At 67.0% G+C, this 22,220-nt stretch carries 23 protein-coding genes and 1 pseudogene; 13 read left to right on the top strand and 11 right to left on the bottom strand.

The genetic code is table 11. From position 1 onward, the window contains the following. Window positions 1–172 precede the first annotated feature (172 nt). Window positions 173–1,492 (top strand): hypothetical protein, encoded by a 1,320-nt coding sequence (locus tag DW309_RS07625; RefSeq protein ID WP_136045031.1) that lies wholly within the window; start codon window positions 173–175, stop codon window positions 1,490–1,492. A 59-nt stretch (window positions 1,493–1,551) separates the two neighbouring features. On the opposite strand, the gene DW309_RS07620 is transcribed toward DW309_RS07625, so the two are convergent. Continuing rightward, entirely contained in the window at window positions 1,552–2,589 is a 1,038-nt protein-coding gene (locus DW309_RS07620) for an FUSC family protein (RefSeq protein ID WP_168387219.1), read from the bottom strand. A gap of 53 nt (window positions 2,590–2,642) precedes the next feature. On the opposite strand from DW309_RS07620, the gene DW309_RS07615 reads away from it, so the two are divergent. Both DW309_RS07615 and DW309_RS07610 read left to right on the top strand, forming a co-directional pair. Further along, complete coding sequence (locus DW309_RS07615) at window positions 2,643–3,455, top strand: sugar nucleotide-binding protein (protein WP_240753153.1); 813 nt, start codon at window positions 2,643–2,645, stop codon at window positions 3,453–3,455. Between the two features lie 47 nt (window positions 3,456–3,502). After that, window positions 3,503–4,132, top strand: a complete 630-nt coding sequence (locus DW309_RS07610) for a DUF1684 domain-containing protein (RefSeq protein WP_136045030.1) — start codon at window positions 3,503–3,505, stop codon at window positions 4,130–4,132. 12 nt (window positions 4,133–4,144) lie between these two features. Here DW309_RS07610 and DW309_RS07605 read toward each other — a convergent pair whose 3' ends face one another. Both DW309_RS07605 and DW309_RS19995 read right to left on the bottom strand, forming a co-directional pair. After that, a complete protein-coding gene (locus tag DW309_RS07605; protein WP_136045029.1) occupies window positions 4,145–4,537 on the bottom strand; it encodes a hypothetical protein in 393 nt (130 codons plus the stop codon). Window positions 4,538–4,583: 46 nt separating this feature from the next. Next, window positions 4,584–5,666, bottom strand: coding sequence for a M23 family metallopeptidase (locus tag DW309_RS19995; RefSeq protein ID WP_240753152.1), 1,083 nt, complete (start codon window positions 5,664–5,666; stop codon window positions 4,584–4,586). Between the two features lie 305 nt (window positions 5,667–5,971). Between DW309_RS19995 and DW309_RS07595 the strand changes: the two genes are divergently transcribed. Beyond that, window positions 5,972–6,202 (top strand): hypothetical protein, encoded by a 231-nt coding sequence (locus DW309_RS07595; protein WP_136045028.1) that lies wholly within the window; start codon window positions 5,972–5,974, stop codon window positions 6,200–6,202. 133 nt (window positions 6,203–6,335) lie between these two features. Here DW309_RS07595 and DW309_RS07590 read toward each other — a convergent pair whose 3' ends face one another. The 6 genes from DW309_RS07590 to DW309_RS07560 all read right to left on the bottom strand — a co-directional run bounded on the left by DW309_RS07590 (window position 6,336) and on the right by DW309_RS07560 (window position 14,302). Then, a complete protein-coding gene (locus DW309_RS07590) occupies window positions 6,336–7,679 on the bottom strand; it encodes a tetratricopeptide repeat protein (protein ID WP_136045027.1) in 1,344 nt (447 codons plus the stop codon). Window positions 7,680–8,235: 556 nt separating this feature from the next. Continuing rightward, the gene (locus tag DW309_RS07580; protein WP_240753151.1) at window positions 8,236–8,613 is read right to left on the bottom strand and encodes a hypothetical protein; all 378 of its coding nucleotides are present in this window, start codon (window positions 8,611–8,613) and stop codon (window positions 8,236–8,238) included. A 101-nt stretch (window positions 8,614–8,714) separates the two neighbouring features. Next, window positions 8,715–10,625, bottom strand: coding sequence for a zinc-ribbon domain-containing protein (locus DW309_RS07575; RefSeq protein ID WP_136045025.1), 1,911 nt, complete (start codon window positions 10,623–10,625; stop codon window positions 8,715–8,717). After that, window positions 10,622–11,686, bottom strand: a complete 1,065-nt coding sequence (locus DW309_RS07570; protein WP_136045024.1) for a TniB family NTP-binding protein — start codon at window positions 11,684–11,686, stop codon at window positions 10,622–10,624. Before DW309_RS07570 ends, DW309_RS07575 begins: the two co-directional genes overlap by 4 nt. A gap of 11 nt (window positions 11,687–11,697) precedes the next feature. Beyond that, entirely contained in the window at window positions 11,698–13,560 is a 1,863-nt protein-coding gene (locus tag DW309_RS07565) for a TnsB C-terminal domain-containing protein (protein WP_136045023.1), read from the bottom strand. Continuing rightward, window positions 13,547–14,302, bottom strand: coding sequence for a TnsA-like heteromeric transposase endonuclease subunit (locus DW309_RS07560; RefSeq protein WP_136045022.1), 756 nt, complete (start codon window positions 14,300–14,302; stop codon window positions 13,547–13,549). Before DW309_RS07560 ends, DW309_RS07565 begins: the two co-directional genes overlap by 14 nt. Window positions 14,303–14,420: 118 nt before the next feature. On the opposite strand from DW309_RS07560, the gene DW309_RS07555 reads away from it, so the two are divergent. Both DW309_RS07555 and DW309_RS20230 read left to right on the top strand, forming a co-directional pair. Continuing rightward, entirely contained in the window at window positions 14,421–15,125 is a 705-nt protein-coding gene (locus DW309_RS07555; protein ID WP_136045021.1) for a hypothetical protein, read from the top strand. Window positions 15,126–15,314: 189 nt separating this feature from the next. Beyond that, window positions 15,315–15,569 (top strand): helix-turn-helix domain-containing protein, encoded by a 255-nt coding sequence (locus tag DW309_RS20230; RefSeq protein WP_136045020.1) that lies wholly within the window; start codon window positions 15,315–15,317, stop codon window positions 15,567–15,569. A 269-nt stretch (window positions 15,570–15,838) separates the two neighbouring features. On the opposite strand, the gene DW309_RS07545 is transcribed toward DW309_RS20230, so the two are convergent. Then, entirely contained in the window at window positions 15,839–16,840 is a 1,002-nt protein-coding gene (locus DW309_RS07545) for an antitoxin VbhA family protein (protein ID WP_136045019.1), read from the bottom strand. 304 nt (window positions 16,841–17,144) lie between these two features. Here DW309_RS07545 and DW309_RS07540 point away from each other — a divergent pair, with 304 nt between their 5' ends. The 4 genes and pseudogenes from DW309_RS07540 (at window position 17,145) to DW309_RS19990 (ending at window position 19,194) form a co-directional block, all read left to right on the top strand. Beyond that, entirely contained in the window at window positions 17,145–17,570 is a 426-nt protein-coding gene (locus DW309_RS07540; RefSeq protein WP_136045018.1) for a hypothetical protein, read from the top strand. A gap of 15 nt (window positions 17,571–17,585) precedes the next feature. Then, a pseudogene (locus tag DW309_RS07535) lies at window positions 17,586–18,548 on the top strand (aldehyde dehydrogenase family protein); the annotation flags it as partial. Between the two features lie 19 nt (window positions 18,549–18,567). After that, entirely contained in the window at window positions 18,568–18,957 is a 390-nt protein-coding gene (locus tag DW309_RS07530) for a cupin domain-containing protein (RefSeq protein WP_240753149.1), read from the top strand. A 45-nt stretch (window positions 18,958–19,002) separates the two neighbouring features. Beyond that, on the top strand, window positions 19,003–19,194 hold the full coding sequence (locus DW309_RS19990; RefSeq protein ID WP_446724688.1) for a DUF7882 family protein: 192 nt from the start codon (window positions 19,003–19,005) through the stop codon (window positions 19,192–19,194). Here DW309_RS19990 and DW309_RS07520 read toward each other — a convergent pair. Continuing rightward, on the bottom strand, window positions 19,184–19,858 hold the full coding sequence (locus tag DW309_RS07520) for a TetR/AcrR family transcriptional regulator (protein ID WP_136029796.1): 675 nt from the start codon (window positions 19,856–19,858) through the stop codon (window positions 19,184–19,186). The two genes, DW309_RS19990 and DW309_RS07520, sit on opposite strands and share 11 nt — an antisense overlap. A 135-nt stretch (window positions 19,859–19,993) precedes the next feature. On the opposite strand from DW309_RS07520, the gene DW309_RS07515 reads away from it, so the two are divergent. From DW309_RS07515 to DW309_RS07505, 3 genes are read left to right on the top strand one after another with little or no spacing between them, the layout of a single operon-like run. Next, window positions 19,994–20,317 carry a putative quinol monooxygenase gene (locus tag DW309_RS07515; protein ID WP_115364453.1) on the top strand — a complete coding sequence of 108 codons (324 nt, stop codon included), beginning with the start codon at window positions 19,994–19,996 and terminating at the stop codon, window positions 20,315–20,317. A gap of 26 nt (window positions 20,318–20,343) precedes the next feature. Continuing rightward, window positions 20,344–21,036 (top strand): SDR family NAD(P)-dependent oxidoreductase, encoded by a 693-nt coding sequence (locus tag DW309_RS07510; protein WP_136029798.1) that lies wholly within the window; start codon window positions 20,344–20,346, stop codon window positions 21,034–21,036. Then, on the top strand, window positions 21,033–22,196 hold the full coding sequence (locus tag DW309_RS07505) for a low temperature requirement protein A (RefSeq protein ID WP_136029800.1): 1,164 nt from the start codon (window positions 21,033–21,035) through the stop codon (window positions 22,194–22,196). Before DW309_RS07510 ends, DW309_RS07505 begins: the two co-directional genes overlap by 4 nt. Window positions 22,197–22,220 lie beyond the last annotated feature (24 nt).

Here is a 22,220-nt window from a genome sequence, read left to right as displayed (position 1 = left end):
GGGGTGCGGCGCTTCTGTGTGTCAGGGGTCAGGGGTCAGGGGGGCGACCGTCCGGAGAATAATCAGCGAGCGATCAGGTGGGCTCTCTGACGCCGTGGCATCCTGCGGAGGCCGAGCGGGGGCCGGTCGAACGCGACCGGCGAAGATCGACCCGAGATAGGGGGACCCTCGCATGGGAACCGAAGGAATCAGCAGACGGACTTTCGCCAAGAGCGCGGCCTGGGTGGCCATGGCGGCGCTCGCCTCCACCGCCGCACCGGTCTCCGCGGCCGCGGACTCCGTCCCGGATGGAGTGACCGTGTCGTTCGTCGGCTTCGACTCGCCTCCGGCGGGGAGCGATCGCGACACCGGCGATCCGACATGGCCGGAGAACTACCTGCTGGAGGCGCGCTTCCGTCTGCAGCTGGCGCCCGGGGTCTCGCTTCCTGCGGGATCCCGCCTGTTCATCGGCGCGGACGCCGGGATCTTCCCGTCGGGCTTCGCCTTCTTCCGCGGTCCGGCCGTCGGAGCGAGCACCTCGGACGGCCTCTGGGTGCGAGACCCCGACGAGTACTACACGGAGAACTACAACCCGAACACCGGCTCGCGGAAGTTCGCGTACGCGGTCTACCGCCTCGCGCGCGACCTCGCAGCGCCGGCGGACCTGACGTTCTCGGTGGCGGGGGTGAGCAACGCCGCCGTCCCGACGGGATGGAACGCGCAGACGGTGCTCGTGGCCGACCTGATGTCGGCCAGCTCGTTCAGCGCCGGTGCCGCGCATCACCGGGCGCTCTCATCGCCCTTCCGGATCGTGGACGTGCCCCCGGACCCGAAGGCCGACACGAACGGAACCGGAGTGCCCGGGCTCTACGCGTACCCCCGCGCGACGGCCGCGGGCCGAGTCGCCGAGTTCAGCACGCTGCTGCGGGTGATGCCGACGATGACCGCGAACATCTTCTGGAGCCACCAGTTCGGGATCTCTGGAACGTCGGGCGGCTACACCGGCGTGCAGACCTACGGGAACACGAACGGAAGGCAGTGGCTGTTCTCCCTCTGGGGGGCGACCGACGCCGAGGTCAATCCGAGCCTGCACGGGGTGATGGCCGGCGACACCGACGGTGCGCCCGGCCGATCCGTCCGGGTGTTCCGTCCGTGGACCACCGGTCGGACGTATGTCTTCCGCGTCGCGGAGATCCCCGGACGCCCCGGCTGGTGGAACTCGACGGTGACCGACACGGCCGACGGCACGAGCTTCTCGATCGGCAACTTGTTCGTGCCGCAGCAGGGTGCGCTCATCTCACCCCAGGCGTCGTGGGTCGAGTACTGGAACTGGAACGATTCCACAGCCCAGTGTCTCGATCAGGAGAACAGCGACGCCGTGTATGCACCGCTGAGGCTCGATGGCCTGCTCGTGCCGTACGTGGTGGGCAAGTCCAATCCGCCGTGCTCGGGCGGCTCGGTGACGATCACCCCCGACGGGTCCGCTCGCCTGCGGGCCTACCCCGGCACCTGACGGCACCGACACCGGAGCGCCGCATCCCCTCGGGGTGCGGCGCTTCTGTGTGTCAGGGGTCAGGGGCGGGTGAGGCGGCGGCCGAGACGGCGGCGCAGCGCGGCGGACACCACGGCGACCACGGTGCCGACCGCGACGCCGATGAGGGTCTCGAGCACGCGGTCGGTCAACAGCGCGTCGACCGGGGTCGGGGCAGCGAGGTGCACCATCAGCAGCGCGAGCGGGGTGACGAACACCATCGCGATGCCGTAGTTGCGGCCGATGAACAGCTCCGCGACTCCCTGCAGCACCACGACCAGGGCGATCACGGCGATCGGCGGAAGGTCGAGCGCCAGCACCCCGGCGGCGACGAGCACCCCGAGCAGTGTGCCGACCAGGCGCTGGATGCCGCGGATGATCCGGGCGTTGAGCTGTGCGCCGCTCACGGCCGCGACCGCACCGACCGCCGCCCAGTACCAGTGCGTGCCGCCGAGCAGAAGCCCCGCGATCCCGGCGCCCACGATGGCGACGGCGACCGAGACCGCCATCTCGACCGCGACGGGACCCACGGTGGGGCGCACCTTCGGCGCTCCCTCTCCCGTGGTCCGCGTGGCGACGGCGACGAGCGCGGTGAGGGCCAGGCCGAACAGCACGCTCGCCCCGCCCACCAGCAGCACGGAGCCGAACGAGCCGGCGGTGGCGGGGATGGTCGCGCACGCCCCGGTCGCGAACACCGTGAACAGCGGCCCTGGTGGGTGCCACTGCATCGTGTACGCCAGCAGGGTGACGGCGGCGGCGACGAGCGCGACCACGACCACGCTGACGACCGTCGGGGCGGCCAGGACCGACAGCGCCGTGCCGATCAGCATCGCCGCGAGCAGTACCCCGCCCGCGCTGGCCTGCATGCGGATGCGGTCGCGGAACCCGTCGTGGCGGCCGTAGAGCGCGGCGAAGGCGCCGAAGCTCGCGTAGATGCTGAGGTCGAGCCGGCCGAGCGCCCAGAGCACGAGCAGCGGGACGGCGACGCTCACGGCGGCTCGGATCGCGACGCGATGGTCGCCGCGGTGCGGGCCGACGCGCAGGACCCCCGTCCACACCCGCCCCTGCGATTCCGCCACCGATCCAGCCTACGTCCGCGCCCGCGGCCCCCGCGCCGTGGGAGGCTGGACGGGTGACCGCCGCCCCGCCTCCTCACCGCACGCTGCTCGTGGGTTTCGGCAAGCTCGGCGCGCGGCTGGCCCCACGGCTGGTGGCGGACGGGGGAGAGGTCGTCGCCCTCCGCCGCAGCGACGGGCCCCTGCCCCAGGGGGTGACCGGCGTCGTGGGTGATCTCGCCGCCCCGCTGCCCGAGCCCCTGCCCGCGGTCGATGCCGTGGTGGTCACGCTGCCGCCGGGCACGGGCGCCTCCGCGTACCCGTCGGTGCTCGCGCATCTCGCCGCGGCGCTTCCCACGATGCCCGCCCGCACGGTCTTCGTCTCGTCCACCGGGGTGTTCGACGGTGCGGGCAGCCCGACCCCGCTCACCGAGCGCGACGCCCCGGAGCCGGTCACCGACCGCGGTCGCGGGCTGCGGGAGGGTGAGCGCGCTGCGGCCGACCTCTTCGGCACCGTGGTCGTGCGGCCCGCGGGCATCTACGGTCCGGGGCGCGACTTCCTGGTGCGCCGCGTGCGTGAGGGGGCACCCGTGAACCCCCGGCGCCGCACGAATCGCATCCACGAGACCGACCTCGTCCGCACGCTCGACCTGCTGCTGCGGATGCCCGAGCCGCCGTCGCTCGTGCACGCGGTGGACGCGGCTCCCGCCCCGCTGGGCGCCGTCGTGGCGTTCCTCGCCGCGCGCCTCGGGCTGCCGGTGCCTCCCGACGACGGCGGCAGCGTGAGCGGTTTCGTCTACGACGGCGCTCTGCTGCGTTCGCTGCTCGGCCACCTGGACTACCCGTCGTTCGAGGACGGCTACGCCGACATGCTCGAGCGGGGCGCCTGACCGCGCAGACCTGATCCCGCCCGCGCGACGCGAACTAGCCTGGGGTGATGACGAGTTCGAGCGCCCGTGCGGCGGTGGACGTGGTCGACTGGCGGCGGCGGGTGTTCGCCCTGTACGAGGCCGTCCGCCGCGCGGACTCCCCGGAGGAGGCGCACGAGCTGTGGCGCATCGAACGCGATGAGCTGATGCTGCACCACCCGGCCACCCCGCTGCTGCCGGAGGATCGGGTGCTGTTCGAGGGGCTGCCGATCGCGCCGTACGACCCGCAGTGGCGGTTCGCATTGCCGATCCTGGCGGCGGAGCCGGCGGCGTTCGAGTTCGCGACGGGCACCGACGGCCTCGTGCCGTTCGAGCGCATCGGTGTGGTGGAGATCCCCGACGCCGGAACCCTCGATGTGTGGCGGCTGCGCTCGTACGGCGGCGGGCTGTTCGTGCCGGTGCGCGATGCATCAGCCGGGCATCCGGGCGGCACGTACGGCGGTGGGCGCTACCTGCTCGACACGATCAAGGGCGCCGACCTGGGCGGGGATGCCGCGCGCGGCACGATCGTGCTCGACTTCAACTTCGCGTACAACCCCTCGTGCGCGTACGACCCGGCGTGGGCCTGCCCGCTCGCGCCTCCGGGGAACGTGCTGCCCGTGGCCGTGCCCGTGGGGGAGCGGTACGGCGGGGTGTAGACCGCGCCCGCGTCAGCCGAGGAACAGCGGCACGAACGAGCCGATCAGTCCCAGAACCCCGACCGCGGTGAACACGATCCCGAGCGTACGCAGGGCCCGCCGGGCGTGCGGCGGTTCGCCCACCCGTGCCCTGGCCGGGTTGTGGCTGCTGACGACGCCCGTGGTGAACCCGTCGTCCGCGGTCGACGATTCGCCGCGGCGCAGTGGTCGCTCGTGGAAGTCGCCGCCCGCGAACCACCGGGCGATCGTGACGCCGTCGCGTTCGATGATCGCGATGTCGACCGGGAGCCACGGGCCCTCGGCCAGCCGCATGAGCAGGGCGATCAGCAGCAGCGGCACCCCCACGCCGAGCCCGATCCAGGACAGCACCTCGCCGACGAGGGCGAGGGTGTCGACGGGCGGCATGATCCCATCGTAGGGACGCCGGACTGCGGGAGCGTGCGCGCCGCGGTCAGCTCACGTTGTCCCTGAGCCACGGCAGCGGGTCGATCGCGACCGTGTTGATGTGCACCTCGAAGTGCAGGCACGAGCCGAACACGTAGCCGGTCGAGCCGACGTCGCCGAGGTACTGGCCGGCCTCGACGCAGTCACCGACCTCGACGGCGCGCGTGCCGTTCTTCATGTGCGAGTACACGGTGCTCACCGCCTGGCCGTTCACGATGCTCTCGACCTGGATCGTGACGCCGTAGCCCTGATAGCTCTCCGTGGAGCGCGAGACGCAGCCCTTCATGGCGGCGTTGATGGGGGTGCCGATGCCGGCGGCGAAGTCCTGACCCAGATGCGACCGGCCCGGTCGGGCGGCCCCAAAGCCATCGGTGAACGAGTACGAGCCGTCGGCCATCGGCATCACGACCCGGTCGGCGATCGGGATGTCCATCGCGCTGCTGAGCGGCATGCCCGCGGCGATGGCGGCTGCGGCCGCGCGGGCGTGGGTCTCCTTGATCTCCTCCGGCGTGGTCGCCGCGAAGGAGCCGCGCGCGGAGATGGTGGCGCGGATGGCATCGGTGGCCGTGTACGACTGGGCGGCGTCCTTCAGCGCTGCCGCACCGGCGACGGTCGCCACGGCGTGGTCGCCCCCGGGGGCGAGTACCGGGAGGGCGGCCCCGGTGACCATGACGCCGACGGCGAGGACGGCACCGAGCGCCTTGATCTTCGATGCGCCCCGGCCCCGCGGGCGGTCCGTCCGCCGCGGACGCCGCGAGACCCGCGGGATCCGCGGGGTGCGGGCGGTGCGGGATCCGGTCGGTGCGGGGGTGGTGGTGGTCGGCTCGGCGGCCGTGTCAGGCTCGGCGGCGGTGGTCGGCTCGCTGGCGACGGAAGTCTCTGCGGGGGAGGCGGGCGCGTCGGCTGCGGCGAGGGTCGGCTCTGCTCCGGCGGCGACCGGAGTCGCTGCTGCGGCGAGGGTCAGCTCTACTGCGGCAGCAACGGTCCGCTCGGCGGCGGCAGCAACGGTCGGTGCACCTTGCGGCTCGGGACGGAGGGCCCGGGAGCGGATGGCGGCCCGAGTGGCGGGCGGGGACGGGGTCGGCGTCACGGTCGCCGCGGGGGTCGGCTCCTCCGGCGGGGTCGGAGCGGACGTGCGACGTCGGTCGCGGCGCAGCAGGGGCCGGGAGTCGATCGCGGATGCTGCGGGGTCGAGCGGGGCGTTCTCGAGCGAACGTCCGGAGGGCAGAGCAGTCGTGACGGGGTCCTTCCGCGAGCAGATGATCTCGGGGCACGGCCCCTTCGGGAGGACCGTTACCGTCCCGTAACCTACGTTGCCGTTCGGGGAGGCGTCAAATCCTCCGTGCCGGAATTCCTGCTGCGCAGGCTCCCGATGTCGTTGCGCCGCCTGGGCCCGTGGACGAGGGCGGAGTCGTCGCGGAGCATCAGAGTGGCATCGACGAGATCGCACCGGAGGGCGACACCGTGCCGGTGCCGATCGTGCGAAGGGTGGTGGATGTCACTTCCAAAGCTATTCCGGACTACTGGGCTGGTTTCGTCCTCTTCTCCGGACCGATGTTCCTGCCGATCTCCAACAGCCTGCCGGATGCCCATTCCACAGCTACTCCAGACAAGATGTCAATTTGAAAACCAGGTCAATGCAGCTTTCTGGTCTCGAAGACGCCTTGATCTTCGCCGTCTACGGGACCGAACGGGTCGTGAACGTATCTGACGCGGTGGTTCGGCTGCCGCGGCGAAGGAGGAGCAGTGTCAAGGCGCCTCAGCCAGACTCTCCAGCGAGCGCCGCGCTGCACGTGGTAGCGGTGGGATGGCCGAGATGTTCAAGCAGGGTTTCGAGATACTCGCGCACGCTACTGAAATAACCGAGGACAAGCTCGGCGTCCAGATCCGCATCGCGGTCTGCAGCCGGGTGCTCCCACAGCCATGCGCCGCTGCTGTGCGAGGGGTCGGCCCATTCCAAGGCTGCGCTTCCGATGCGGAGCGCCTCGTCGTGCTTTCCGACGAGATGGAGTGCGAGGCTTAGGTTGGCGGCCGTCACCAGTGAAGGCGTTCGGCTGAGAGCCTCGGCCCGCCGAAGCATCGTGATTGCATCGCCCGGCTCGGCTGCTAGCCGGCAAAACGCGAGGTTGTTCCAAGCAACGGCGTCGCCAGGCGAGAGAGCGACCACCCCTTCGAAGATTTGGCTCGCGGCTTCCCACTTTCCCGAGATCAACAGTTCTGACGCCCGGCCCACGTATTCGGAGGAGTTGAACTCAGCGGATCGCTGCGGCCGTGCGTAGTTGCGAAGGCTTCTGATCATTGCGTGACGGCTGGTGGTGTCGGCATCGACAACGCGTTCCGCCATTGCCCGAGCGTTGCACGGAGCTGTTCGAGAGTGCGATGCCCAGTCCCATTCAAGTGAGAGGGACGCCGTCGTCCAGTCCTCGATCCGAGTAACCGTAAAGCGGTCCCAGAGCCAGGAGCCGATGGGCTCACGTGGCGCAATCGGCTCGAGCGCAGCGAACATCGGCGCGTGCGGTGCTCTCGCGCTGAGGGTCCCAGTCAAGTCGACCGGCAGTAGATTGCCCAGCCACCTGATCACTCGTCGTCGAAAAGTCTCAGTTAGCGTATGTGCGATGACTGGGTTGGAGACCAACTCATCGATCTCGTCTTCTGAGTCGAATAGTTGAGGAAGGGCTTGGCTGAGGATGCTTTTGTCTGGCAAGTCGAGGAACGTGCGACGAGTCGTCCGAGAGGCCGTGTGCTCAGCGGAAAGAGTCGCGGCCTCCAGCCAGCTCGCACCCTCATCTACCAGTGGCGCCCCGGTCACGTCGGCTATGTCGATCCGCCCGCTGGCGTGTAGATGCTCCAACACGACTCTCGCGATGATCGCTCTAGCCGCCTGATCCGAGATGCCTGCACGGAAGACCTCGTCCAACGCGGTGATTCTGCGTTCGGCCTCTCCCCATAGCCTGAGCGCATCGTCGAGGCCGCGAATGTCGCCGGCCAGTGCATTGATGACGACTGCGTTCGCCAGCGATAGCAATAGTGACGCCGTGCTCTGGTCTCGCGGCTCCTTGTCGCGGTCCTTGATGTATTCGCGCGTCGCGTCGTAGTCGCGCATGCCGCCAGCTACTCGAATGGGGATCGCGCGCCCGTGAAGGACGAGTCCCCCGATTTGAGTCTTGTGCTCGTCGCGTCCGTCCGCGCCGAGGCGGTGCGCCAGCGAGCGGCATTCTTCCGAGCAGGTCGGAGAACCGCCTTCAAAGCGGTAATACGGGCATCCGGGGGTGAGTTGCGGCAGCGTACAAGAATCTGCGTACGTGACCACCGCTTCGGCGATCAGTCTCGCCTCTGGGTCCATCCCCATTGCCCACCCCCTAGTCGGGATGGGCAGCAATGCTCACAATCGTGATCTTCCCGTCCCCGGGACCATAATGCCAGAATACGCGCCACGCGCTGGGAGTGCGGTTCTCGACGTAGGACTCCCAGACGTCCTCACCGTTGGCACCGGCAAGCGAACTGTACTTGTGGGAGTTGAGTCCTGGATACCTCGGATCCCCTTGCAGGAGTCCGAGAGTCTTTCGGACCTTCTTGAAACGGACGCGGCTTGATGGGCTGTCCAACGCCTGAAGTTGCTGTTCCGCCAACCTGGTGAATGAGAGCTTGAAAGACAAGGGCTAGTTCGCTTCGTCGTCTTCTTCGTCGATCTCGTCGTCGGCGAACTCCGCGAAGCTCCCGAGGTCGACGACCTCGCCGGCTGCGCTCTGGCGCAGGCCTTCGGCCAGTTCCTGGCGGACGAGCTGGTTCTCCCACACGACCAGTTCGCGCTTGGGGATCGAGACCAGTGGGGTCAGGAGGATTTCACCGTCGTCGTTCACGGCGATGGCGTAGCGGTCGTCGCGGCGGACGCCCGCCTTGCCGAATGCGATCCGGGCGCGCTCGTCCGCGACGACTTCTCCTGCGGCGACGAACCCTTCCAGGTGCTTCATGGTCTTCTCCTTGATCCATGCAGACATTACCACGCGAAAGCTATGGCTTAGATGGGTAAAACCCATCTTGGGCATACCCTACGGCACAACTTCAACGAGCGCGAGACCCATCTGGATCCGTTACATCTGATTGAGAGGCGCGTCCGACGCGGCCTCTCATTCAGTCTCTACTTGTTCCCGGGCCGCTCGTGCCACGCGCACTCCACGCACCCACCCGACAGCCGCCGGTTGGGGATGCTCTGGTGGGTCTCGTGACCGTCTTTACACCTCCAGCGGTGCTTGTCGGTTGACCCGCGCATCACCTCATTCGGATTCCTGCGGTTGAGGTACGGGTGCCAATCGCCGACGAGTGCCGGGTCGGTGGTCGCGAAGTCGTTAAATCCTTCGAGGAGGAGCCGGCCCGCGCAGTAGGGGCAGTCGCAACCCCGGGTGCGGGCTTCGAGGCGCATCGGGAAGGTGTGCGTGTGCCCGCTCTTTGTGCATAACCAGATGACCTCGAGCTTTGACCCCTTCGTGTAGTCCGCGGGCTCGCGTCCTTCGTTGAGTTCCGGCAGCCAGCTCGGGACCAGGTGCGGGTGAGTGTCGACGATGCTGCGTCCGGAGGTGCGAGTGCGCTGCTTCTTGCACTCGTCGCACGACTTGCCGCGGACGCGTGCCTTGACGGAGGCGCGGTAGGCGTGGTCCTTCGGGCAGAGCCAGTCGCGCGTCTTCGGGTCCGCGGCGTTCAGCTGCGTGGCGTTCTTGGCGTATCCGGTCTTCGGATGGAGCTCGCGGGCGATGCGGGGGTGCGTGGTGGCGAGGTCGTTGACGCCTTGGATAGTCACGCGCTGGAGGCATACGGCGCAGCCGGCGTCGTTGAGCGTCCGGTTGAAAGGCATCGCCCGGAACGGATGACCCTTCTCCGGGCACTTCCACCAGACCACCGTGTGACTCCGTGCCGTGATGCCTGCGGCGGTCAGGTCGCCGTTAAGGGTGGGGTGGAGCTGTGCCCCGATGAGAGGCGACACGGTCGCGAGGTCGTTCACGCCCCGCTCGACGTGGACTCCGGTGCAGGTCGGGCACGGAGTCTCGACGTCTTCTTCGTCCGTCGTGCGGACCTCGATGTAGAGGTGGCCTCGTGTGCAGTGGATGGTGCGGAACTGCGGTTCCGCCACGGTCGGCGCTTTGTCGCTGTCTCGGGCGAGGCGTGCGAGAGCCGAGAGGTTGTCGTCCCCGGTGCACGCGAGGTACTCCCGCGTGCTCTGCAGCGTCGAGGGTCGCGGATACCAGCTGGTGATGTCGACGGGGAGCTGGAAGTCGTGGGCGTCGCCAGCATGATAGCCGGCGTAGCCACGGAGCGCCGTGTTCAGCGCAAGCTGTGCGGGCCAGAGGTGCAGCCAGACCGCTCGCGCGGCGGCCGCGGTCGAGTTCGCGACGATGTTCGCCATAGCCTCTCGGAGCCAGGCGAACGTAGTGGCGTACGGGACGGCGGGGTCGAACAGGCGGTGCACCGTCTCGGCCCGCTGGACCCAGTCGACGATGGCGACGGCATGCCGGAAGACGTCGGCCGTCGGCTGGTCAAGGTCACCTTCGAGCGCGCTGAGGACCCCGAAGAACAGGTGGACGTCTAGACCGCCGCCACGACGGAGGTGCTGAAACCGGCGGTGTGCAGCTACCTCGGTTGCCGTCACCGCGGTCTGGGTCTCCGCCGTCGTGCCCGGGCCAGTCCATCGCCGGTGGCGCTCGCAGACGAGGTCGTCGAGGTGAGGGTGCTGCTGGATGTGCTCACCGTGGCTGCAGAGCAGGCACGCCCAACGTTCGGTGGTCTGCGACCGGCACGACTCGCACTCGTCCAGCCCAGCGTCGTCGAGGGGTGGGGCCTCGATGAGCCTGTCGAGCGGGCGGCGGACCTTGGTGCTGAGGAGTGACTCCCAGGTTGCGTGGGCGTCGTGTGCCTTGGCGAGCGTGACGAGGTGCCGCGGGAGCGAGGTGCTTTCGCCGTTGACGATGAGGGTGCGGCGTGTGAACGAGTCGAGGGTCTCGCGGTGTCCAGGTCGCACGGTGAATGGGAATCGGCGGTAGAGGGTGGCGGGGGTCATGCCATCACCTTCTCGATAGCGGTCTTGCCCTTCGACGCGTTCTTGGCGAGGACCTTGCGGTAGAAGGTCTCGGCGGTGAGGTCGAGCGTGTAGGCGTCGAGCAGATTCTTGTCGAGGAGCTCAACCTTCGCCTTGTTCTGGATGAGGTCGATGGCGGCACCGGTGAGTAGCCGGCTGAGGGAGCCGATGGAGCCTCCGGTGCGCTGGTAGAGGTACTCGGCGAGCGTATTGAGGGTCCCCACCGGGTGGTTACGCAGCTGGAGCTGGGATTCGAACGTTCGGATGAGCTGCTTCCATTCCTTGCGGTGGTCGGCGCTGGACCACTTGTATGACTCGAGCTCGACGACCGCGAACCGGCTCATTAGCTGCTGTCCTCGGGCGCCGTGCATGAGGGTGGAGTTGGTTACGTCGAGCCCGCAGTAGAGGAATGTGGCGGAGACGTCGTTGTGGAGACCCTTGAGGAGGTCGACGGCTTCTCCGAGCCCGGACGCGCGGCCGGAGAGGTTGTGGAGTTCATCGACGACGATGAGCTGGGTGCGTGCACGCCGGATGGCAGCGACGACCTTGGTCCGCAGGTCTGCGGTGGTGTCGCGGGACAGGACGGAGAGGCCGTAGAAGTCGCAGAACTCGCGGAGCAGGTCCTTAGCGTTGCTGCCGGAGGGCACCTCGACGTACATCACCGGGATGTGCTCGTCCTGCTCCCAGTGCGGGACCTGCCTGGTGTACTCCTCGAGCACCCACCGCATCAGTCGCTTGGCGGTCGTGGTCTTGCCGAGAGCGGAGTCCCCGGAGAGCATGACACCGGCGTGGCCGGAGTTCCGCGACCGGTTCGCCTGGAAGGCGCGGGTCAGCAGGAGTCTTCCCTGGGCGACGGTCGAGGTGAGGAGCACGATGCCACCGGAGAGATAGTCCATCCGCTGCTGGTCGTGCTCGTAGCGGCTGACGGTCGAGTTGGTGTCGAGCGGCGCCGGCGCGGTGAGCGGGTGCTGCAGGTAGTGGAGCAGCGACTCCCAGCGGTTGAGCGCTGTCTTGTCGGAGTCGTGGCTGGTGAAGGAGAGCATTGTGGTCCGTTTCAGAAGGTGGGGAGGATGTCGTCGTCGTCGTCGAGGTCCTCCTCGGTGACGGTGAACTCGGGAAGGGCCGTCGGCCGCTTGGGCTGCGGAAAAGGCGTGCCGGTGAGTTCCGCGTCGGCCTGGGCGGTGAGGATTCGGTAGTCATCCTCGACCGGCGCGAAGTCGGGCTCGAACCGCCGGATTTCAGCGCCGCGCTCGAGGCACTCGATGAGTTCGCCTCCTCCGCCGATGACCCACACGGCCTCGGGGTTGTACGGGTCGACCTTCACTTCCCATTTGCCCTTGTGGCGAGGCATGTCCGACAGCGTGTTACGGAGCATGTTGAGTTCCGGAGAGTCGTACTCGCGCGCGTCGACCTTGATGCCTGTGGCCGTGATACGGCGGAACTTGCTGGGCAGCATGAGGATGAAGTTGTCCTCGGTGAGTGGAAGGTGGAGCTGCGCGACGCTCAGTGCTGCCTGGCCGGCCTTCTTGTTCGGGGTCAGGTGTCGAGTCGGGTGTAGTCGGTCGCGGAGGCTGCTGTGAGGTGCGTTCTGCCACACGCTGATAACCCAGTCCTCGAACAGCTCGCGAAGCGCCTCGAGGGTGAGCAGCTTCTCGGTCGGGACTTTCCCGCCCTTGTGCTCGGGGCTGCGACCGACGTAGCCCTCGAGGTGTTGAACGAACATCGTGTTGATGGTGTGGAACTGACGTTCGACGTGCGGCTTGCTCGTCGGCGTGTGCGGTGCCGAAAGGACAACGCTCCCGCCACGCTGCTCCACCGCGTTCCGGAAGGTCGGGGAGATGTAGTCCGTACCGCGGTCCACAGTGATGCTGGCCGGGTAGATGTACGGGTGCTCCGCAGCGTGACGCTCGTACTCCTCGTCGGATAGGAGCGGCAGGCGCGGGTGCTTCCGACGAAGAGCCTCGCGATACTCCGAGCGGGAGGGGCGGTTGGCGCGTGGGGTCAGGGCTTGGGCGAGCAGCAGGGTGTGGTCGACGCCCTTGGTTCCTTCCAAGCGGAACGTGAAGGCCATGATGGTGCGCGAGTGCACGTCCAGCATGAGCGACAGTCGCGCGCGCTTGCGCTCGCCCTTTGGCGTTTGGACTTCCAGGTCCATCGTGTTGGTGTCGACCTCGACTTGCGAGCCGGGGAGGAGAGGCTCGCTCTTGCCCATCATGCGGTCTTTGGGTCGGTTGGCGAGAGACTTGCGGGTCTTCGCGCTGCCGGTGACGTGCTTGCCGTGACCGAGTCGGTCGATGAGCAGGTACCACGCGGACTTGCTCGGGAGCTTGATGTCCGGGTGCACCGCCTGAACTGACTTCGTGGTCTGCTCGATGATGCGCTTCTTCGTGCCGGTGGACCACGTGACCTGGTCGTTGATGGTCTTGATGAGGTGATTGATGACGGCCGCCTCGACCTTTTCGTTCGGGATGTAATTCCTAATAGCTCGCCCGTCGATGAGGCCGACGAGTCCGTCTCGCTGGTACTTCATGAGCTTGTTGAAGAAGGTGGACCGAGCCATGCCTCGCCCGGTGCGCTCCAGGTCGAGGAGCTTGCGGGCGATGCGCTGCTCCTGGCTGGTGGTCGCCAGGTCGTACTCCGGCCAACGCTTGCCGTTGCGGCCTTCACCGGTGAGGACTTCTTCGATGTCGGTGGCCAGAACCGTTGCGGCGTGCAGGACGTGGGAGGGGACGTGGTCGAGCAGCCGGGGCGACCGCTGCTCTTCGCTGGGGACCATGTTGGCGAGCTCGGCGTGGGTCACGGTGCGGCTGTCACCGGTGACGCGGTGGATGAGGCTCACGCCCTTGGTGGTGGCGGCTCCGAGCTCGTAAATGTCTCCGTCGATGGCTACGGCGACGGCGATGTTAGGCGTGGGCACGGGGGAACTCCTGACGGTGAGATGCGGGGGTGACGAAACGGGTGCCGTTGGAGAGGAGGGCGTTCATGTCGATGGACAGTGCGCCGGTCCAGATGAGGTGGAAGACGTGGCTTCGGGCGAGGGGCGTGCTCCTCGCGGCGATAAGCGTGATGGCGTCGCCGACGGTGGAGTCGGGGCCGAGCGCGGCGAGCAGTTCCTCCTCCGCGTCTGCGCCGGGGTGGTGCCCGGGGTGGCGGAACTGAGCGAGCCAGGTGAGATTGACGCGGTGCTGGTGTGGGAGTTCGGTGAGGATGCGGTAGTTCCAGCCGACGGTCTCGCAGACGGTGCGGGTCCACTCGAACTGGGCGAGCGCCTTGGCGTTGAGCCGACCGTATGGCTTCACGTCGTAGACGGTCTGCTCACCGCGGGCGTCGAGGGCGATGAAGTCCGGGTAATGGTAGACGCCGTCTCCGTTCACGAGCAGCATCGGTTGGGAGGCGATGGCGACGATGTCCGCCGTGTGGTCGAGCCACATCAAGGAGTCACGCTCCAGCAGCGACTCATGCCAGACGTGCTTCTGGGTCGCGGCCATCCAGTAGTAGCCGTGGTAGTTCCGCTGGTGCGGGTACGCGTTTCCGACTCGAACCGGGTCGGCGACGTAGAGCTCCTGCGCGAGGAGGCCGGCGTCGAGCGGCGCGGACTGGGCGACTGCGTCTCGAATCCAGGTCGCGGTGCCGGTTTCGGGGGCTGTGATCTTTGTCATATCCAGAAATTGAGGATGTGTTGAACCAGTCGGCGTGACACGCTAGAAAATCCCAGCTCAATCGGTAGAAGAGCTCGACGACGCGGTCGAAATGCTCCCATATAAGATCGTTTGCACGATGCGATATGAGAAGCGGGAGATCACCGCAGGTGAAGTGGCGACCATGCTGACGGTGAGTGAGAGGCATGCCGAGGCATTGCTGAAGGACAGGCTCATCGCCGGACGTCAGCTGCGCTCGGGGTTGTGGCTCACCAGCAAGGCGGCTGTCGAGCGCTACCGAGCTACGGCACAGCGCGGGACCGGACGAGTCCTCGGTGCATCAACCGCCTGGGGCTTGCTGTGGGAGCTCTCTGGACGAACCCCGACCTGGCTCTCGACCAGCACGTTGGCGCGCGTGCGTCAAAGGATCGCAACGTCATCCCCCGAGGACATCGTGCGAGCGACATCAGGACGCACCCGCGTGCACTTCTACACGCGCGCAGATGGGGCCCCGCCGGTTTCGTGGAGTCCCCTTATCGAAACCGGACGACCCGCTGCTCGGCACCTCGGAGTGAGATACAAGCGAGTGTTCAACTACGGAGCCGCTTACGTTCGCGACGGAACGATCTCCGAGTTCGCCGAACGGAATCAGCTGTTCGAAGACTACGAAGGCAAGAACCTGCTGTTCGAGAACACCCTTCCGATTGCATACGAGCGGGCGACGATGCCGACCGCGGTCGTTGCTGTGGATCTCGCGGTCGGAGGTAGTGCTTATGAACTCGAGCAAGGGTGCAGGATCTTGATTGACCTGCAGTTGGCATGGCGCGAGGCTCACGGCGGTTAGTGATCGCGCGCGACCAGCTCGTACGTGCCGTCGAGAAGGGTCCGTCATGGCCTAGCACCATAATCCAGGTTTACCGGGATTTCTAGAGGTGAGCCGAGACTCCCGAATGGAACCTTGTACCGTTAGACACGTCCAACGGGGCGCTTTCGCGGCTGAAACGCACCGCCCCCTGTCAAGGCGTGGTGTGCGATGTGGGGTCCTGAAGCGGCTACAAGATTCGGCGGTGTGGTCCGTGCGCTTCGCCACGAGTCGGGCCTGACGCAGGAGATGCTCGCCGCTCGGGTCGGCATCACGAAGAACCAGCTTCAGCTCATCGAAGCCGGACGGTCGGCGAGCGGCAAGCAGGACGCCGGGCCGTCAAATCCTCGCATGACGACGTTGGTCGGTATCGCTGACGCTTTCGGGTTATCGGTCGAACAACTCATGGCGGAGTCACGTCTTTAGCGTGGGCTCCGCTGGCGCGAGCGGCAGGCGCTGACAAGGGCCCGGGTCTGTAGGTGGCCGGCCTGGTAGCCCTCCTCGGGATGGATGTCGCCCGTCGTAGGAAGTGTCGTGGCGCGTCCTTATACTCGGCTGAAGTATAAGAACGCGCCACGGCGTTCTCCCGGCATGGGGGCGCGGCAATCATCCCCCAGCTGTTCGGCGAGCGCGGATGTCGTCGTTGATCGAGCAGCCGGTGTCGATCCCTCGGCCGGCCGAGTTGTCGAGCTCGGTCATGACTCTTCCTCCATGCGGGTGTGGCGGCGCCGGACGTCTTCGATGATCTCCTCGAGGGTGCGGACTCCGTCGATGTAGTCCTGGGCGTCACGTCGGGCTTGAGCGGTTGGTCGGAGGCCGTCCAGGGCGACGGAATGCATGGCTTCTGCGGTGGTCTTGATCCGCTGCTCGCGGGTCAAGCGAGGACGGTTGTCGCGGGCGTATCCGCGGAGGATTGCCAGGCTTGGGGTCGTCATCCGAAGGTTGCTCATGTCGAGGATCCCGAGGTTCCCCTCGTCGTCATCACGCCCGAGGCTCGCCACGCGGCGGCCGTCCGCGGTCTGTCCGCCTGCCCCGACGTGCATGTGGCCGTGCGCGAGTAGCTCGGGGCGCACGGCATCCCAGACTTTGTTGACTCGCCTGCGTGATGTCGCGGATGCCTCCAACGCCGCCTTCGTGAACCGATGCGGGTTGTTCCGCAGAATCTCACGGACAGCGCGGACAGGCGTGTCTGCCGGAGACTCGTGCGTGAGCATCAGGTCCGCGGGGCCGCCGGAGATGGCTTCGGCGACCTGTGTGTCGGTGATGGCCTCGTCAGGCCACCACGTCACCCCCTCTGGCCTGGACTCCCGGTCAACGGATGAGGCGCCGCCAAGGGACAGCACCGAGCGTCCGCCGATGGTGAGGCGTGCCGGCCGCGGGAGTATCCAGGTGAGCTCGGAGACCTGCACGGCCTCGCCGGGGTGCTTCTCAAGGAGCGGGGTGATCTCGTCCCACTGCTCGTGATTCCCAGCCGTGACGTAGAAGCGAGTGATGGATGTCTCGCCGAAGATCTCGTCGACGGCATGGGGCGGCATCCACCAGTCACCGAGATGCAACAGCGTAGTTACATCGGGTGCAAGTTTGGGCAGGGCTCGGGAGATCATTCGTGCCCAGTGCTGGTTCCCGTGCCAATCTCCACAGACCGCCACTCGGTGGTCGGGTAGATCGATGTCTTTCGCGTGATTACGTGCCTGCATGATGCCTCCCGATCCAGGTATACCGGGTTCTTTGCCTATGTGACACTACCGGGTCGATGCGTCGGCATGCCGAGCGGGAGTAGCGCGGAACCGAGCGCGCGCCGCGATACGCCACCATGTCCTCACCACGCGCGTCTCGACGCTGCTCATCGTGGTCGATGCGCGAGGCATGGTCGACCCGGTTGCGGCGCGCGCTCGGCAGACACCTCGTATTCGCCGCCGAGCAGACGCCGCTGTTCGGCGGACCCGCACTGCGTGCCGCACTGAGAGTTGTCCATGACGAACACCCACAAGGAGGGGGCTGATGCTGACACATGCTGTCTTCGGGGATTTCACCGGCGACGATATCTCTGCCCTCGTCGAAGATCCTCGGCGAGGCGTTGAGGAACGCGTTGAGGGAACGCCCGAGGACGTCGAGCGAGTTCGTGCATACGCCGACCACGTCATCAACGGTCCGCGCGATGCGCGGCTGCTGAGCGCACTCGCAGACCCGCGATCCCGCGACTATGCGTTGCACCGCTGGGACGAAGCCCTGAAGGAATGGTTCGGGTCGTTGGAGCACACCCCCTCGGCGGTGCGCAGTGCTCGACTTCTCGCCGATGGGGTATGGCTGGAGCGGGCGCTGTCCGACCGCGACCTACCCCGCCACCTGCGCGCGGACCAGGATCACCGGGTCGAGACGTTGCTCGCGGAGGTGGGCATGCTCGACGACCGGCTGGAGGTGAGATGAGACACCTGGAACTACCCGTATTACCAGGTGGCACGGTTCGCCGCCCCCAACCTCGCGCTCGGTAACACGGTGCTGCTGAAACCGTCCGAATGGTGCCCGCAGTCGGCGCAGGCGCTGAACGCGCTGCTCCTCGAGGCGGGCGTACCCGACGGGGCATACCAGACGGTTCTCGCCACCCATTAGTAGGTCGAGTCCATCATCGCCGACCCACGGGTCAGAGGCGTGTCCCTGACCGGGTCGGAGCGCGCGGGTGCCGCCGTGGCCCGGACCGCCGGAGAGCACCTGAAGAAGGTGGTGCTGGAGCTCGGTGGATCGGATGCATACGTCATCCTCGACACCGACTCCGCCAAAGACGCCGCAGACACCGCGTGGGGCATGCGGATGGAGAACCTCGGCCAGGCCTGCAACTCCAACAAGCGCATCATCGTCGTCGGAGAGCGGTTCGACGACATCGTGCGTGAGCTCGTCAGACTCGCCTCGGACCTCACCCCCGGTGACCCCCTGAGCCTCGCAGACGGCGAATACGGCCCGTTGGCGAGCCGCAGCGGCGCGGAGCACCTGGCAGGACAGGTGGCGGACGCCGTGGCGAAGGGAGCGACGCTCCACGTCGGTGGCACAGTGGACGGCGCGTACTTCGCGCCCGCCGTGCTGACTGGGGTCACACCGCAGATGCGTGCGTACTCCGAGGAGCTATTCGGCCCGGTCGCGGTCGTCTACCACGCGGGCACCGAGGAGCAGGCGCTGCACCTGGCCAACGACACCGAGTTCGGTCTCGGGGCTGCGGTCTTCAGCGCGGACGTCGAACGCGCCGCGGCGTTCGCCTCCCGCATCGAGAGCGGCATGGTGAGCATCAACGCGCCCGTGGCTGAGGGTGCGGAACTCCCGTTCGGTGGTGTCAAGCGGTCCGGTTTCGGTCGGGAACTCGGTCCTCTCGGGATCGACGAATTCGTCAACAAGCGACTCGTCTATGTCGCCTGAGGCAGAGCGGGAGGACGCGATGCTCGAGCGCCGCGACGACTGGGCCTATGACTACGACCTCCACGACTCCACGCACCCAGTGCGCATGCAATGGCACTTCTACGACACCAGCAACCTGCCGGTAGCGGTGCAGAGCTGGGAGCTGCCGCCGGGCGGCGATGAGGGCATGTACACGCACGACCGCGACGAGAACCCGAAGGATGAGATGTATCTCATCACGGAGGGGCAGGCGCGGATGACCGTGGACGGCACCGCCTACGACCTTGGGCCTGGGGACACCGTCCTTGCCGCTGCGGGCGTGGACCACGACCTCGTCAACACCGGGGACACCGCTCTGCGCCTCATTGTCGTGTGGGGGGTATCACGGTCACGCCGACTACTCACAGTTCGGCGTCACGAAAGCTGCTGACGCTCGACGGCGCGACCCCGCAGGGCCTCACAACTAGGGCAGGGCATGGGCATCCGCTTACGAGATAATCAGATGCACGGCGGCAGCGCGATGGTCTTCAAGTACCACGGCAGCCGTCAGCCCGCCATCAACCGCGCCTGGGCTGAGGCGCTCGCTTTCACCGCGAACTCTCCCGGGGGCCTGTACCTCGTCCCCGAACCGGCTGACGTCCCGGTCGCGGAGCCCGTCAGTTCGTAACTGCTTCCTGATCCGGTGACTCCGGAAGGGCGGCGATGGCCGGCCACAGGGCGGACGCCACTCGTTCGGGGAGGTCGGCGGGGACGTCGCCGCCGAATCGGTTGAAGTCGGCGAAGTAGCTGCCGAAACACAGGCTGACGATGGTGTCGACATCGATGTCCGCACGCACAGCTCCGCGCTGCTGCAGGTCCTGGAGTACGTCGGTGAGTTCCTGGCAGCGGGGTTGGTTTCCTTGCGCTCTCATCTGCTCGAGCAGGCCCGGCTCCCGTTCGGCCTCGGCCATGAAGTTCCCGTGCAGCGTCATCGCTCGGGGGTTGTGGTAGCGCGGATCGAGGCGGTGGATGGCTTCGACGAACGCGTCCCGGGGGGTGAGCGTGTCGAGATCGAACGGCGGGTATGCCTCCCGCTGTTTGCGCAGCCCGTACTGCAGCGCTTCGACGGCCAGTTCGTACTTGTTCGGCCACCGCCGGTAGAGGGTGGGGCGGGTGACGCCGGCCTGGGCCACGATGTCCCCGATGGTCAGGGCTGAGTAGCCCTTGGTGGCCAGCAACAGTCGGGTGGCGTCGATGATTGCCTCTTCGATGGCGGGGTCTCGTGGACGCCCGCCGTGCGCTGATGTCGGTCGTTCTGACTCGCCGGTTCGCCGCGGCGTCTTCGGGGACATGCTGTTTCCTTTCGGTTACACAACTTGACTGTAACCCAAAGATGCCGCTAGCGTCCCGTTCAGGTTGTTTCGTTACAGCCACTTACTGTAAATATTGCGGTGAATCGTAGACCGCGCCTATCGAAGGAATTCATCATGACCGCAACATCCGATGGTTACGTGACCGTGCTGTGGGACGCGACGGCGAAGCCGGGACGGGAGAGCGAGCTGCGAGCGTTCATCACCGCCGCCGTCACGCCCTCGCGCAACGACGCCGGCAACATCGACTACGAAGCCCATGAAGTGGAGGGAGCGCCTGGAGCGTTCGTCATCTATGAGCGGTGGGAGACTCGGGAGCTGCTGGATGCGCATCTCTCCGCACCCCGGATGGTGGCTCTGGTGCCGGAGATGCTCGAACTCATCGATGGTTCCATCGAAGACGGGATCCGCATCCTGCGTCCGTTCCGGCCGGCGGCGTGAGGACGGTGCAGGAGGGAGGTTCTCGGATGACGACGACACTCATCACCGGTGGCAACAGGGGGCTCGGCTACGAGGTGGCCCGTCGCCTGATCGCGGCCGGGCAGAACGTGTGGATCAGCGCGCGAGACTCCACCTCCGGCCGTGAGGCCGCGGAGCGACTCCGTGCCCGTTACGTCCGCATGAACGTGACCGATGACGCGTCGGTGGAGGAGGCGGCGGCTACCATCCGGGACCAGGTGGGGCATCTGGACATCCTCATCAACAATGCCGGGATCCTCGGTGAGGTCGCCGCACCCGACGTGATGACCGCCGACCAGGTGCGTGACGTATACGAGACGAATGTCTTCGGGGTCGTGCGTGTCACCCGCGCGTTCCTGCCGCTGCTCCGCGAGGGAACGGACCCGTCGGTGATCAACGTGACCAGCGGTATGGGGTCGTTCACCCTCACCCAGGATCCGAACCGTGTCGAGTCGCAGTACGTGCTCGCCGCCTACGGGTCCTCCAAGAGCGCCGTGACGATGTTGACCACGCAATATGCGAAGACAATCCCCGAGGTGCGCTTCAACGCGGTGGACCCCGGGCAGACCGCCACGGACTTCACCGGCAACGTCGGGCAGACCGTGGTGGAAGGAGCCGAAGCGGCGGTCCGGATCGCCACAATGGGCTCCGCGACGCCCACCGGAACCGTCACCGATAAGGACGGCACCCTACCGTGGTGAATGAGCAGCTCCGGCGTCGTGAGGGCGCTGCGCTCCAGCGTGCGGCGACGCTGGAGCTGTTCTACGATCTCGTGTTCGTCTTCTCGATCACACAGATCTCCCATCTCCTCCTCGACGAGCTCACCTGGGCGGGGGCCGGGCGCGCCGTGATCGTGCTGCTCGCCGTGTGGTGGTCATGGAACTACACCACCTGGGCGACCAACGAACTCAACTCCGAGACGAATCCCGTCAGGCTTCTGCTGATCGTTCTGATGCTGGGCAGCCTGCTGATGGCCATCGCCCTGCCGCACGCGTTCGAGGAGCGGGGGCTGCTCTTCGCCGCTGCATATGTGGCGATACAGCTACTACGTCACGGGTTCCTCACCGTCGTCGCCGCCCGACGCGGAAGCGTCGAACGGCAACAGGCCGGCCGAATCATGACCTGGTTCCTCCTCGCCGGTGTGTTCTGGGTCGCAGGGGGCCTCACCGATCCCTCCGTCCGAATGTGGTGGTGGACCGTCGCGCTCTGCGTGGACTACCTCGCGCCAATCCTCCTGTACCCGATACCCGGACGCCCGCGACTGATGCCCACCACGTGGCACATCGCAACCACGCACTTCTCCGAGAGGTTCGGACTGTTCGTGATCGCCGCTCTCGGCGAGACCGTCATCCTCACCGGCGTCACGGCAACATCACACGACCTTAACGCGGCGACGGTGGCGGCGCTGATCATCGCGTTCATCAGCACCGCGGCGATGTGGTGGCTGTACTTCCTCACGACCAGCAAGATCGGCGAACATGCCCTGCGAGGCGACGACACCCGAACGCGGCGGGCCCGAGACGTCTACACCTACGGTCACATCCTAGTGATCGCCGGCATCATCCTCTCTGCTGTCGGAGACGAACTCGTCATCGCCCGCCCCCTCCACCCTCTCGCCACCGCCGAGCGGGTCGCCGTGACCGCAGGCCCGATCCTCTTCCTCCTTGCGCAACTGCTCATCGAGCTCAGGGCCACCGGCCGCATGACACCGGCACGACCGCTCGCGATCCTCATATGCGCTGCGGTCGCAGTTCTGGGCGCGAGCCTGCCCGGCCTGACCATCAGCACCACCATGGCGGGGATCCTCGTCCTCGTCGCCATCACCGACGACCGCACCGCACGGCGCCCGCAGAGGTGCTGAGGTCTGGATTCTGCCAGGTGTGGC

The organism is Microbacterium sp. K41, assembly GCF_004794395.1.
GTDB classification, from domain to species: Bacteria; Actinomycetota; Actinomycetes; order Actinomycetales; family Microbacteriaceae; genus Microbacterium; species Microbacterium sufflavum.
This window is presented reverse-complemented; position numbering and strand designations above follow the sequence as displayed.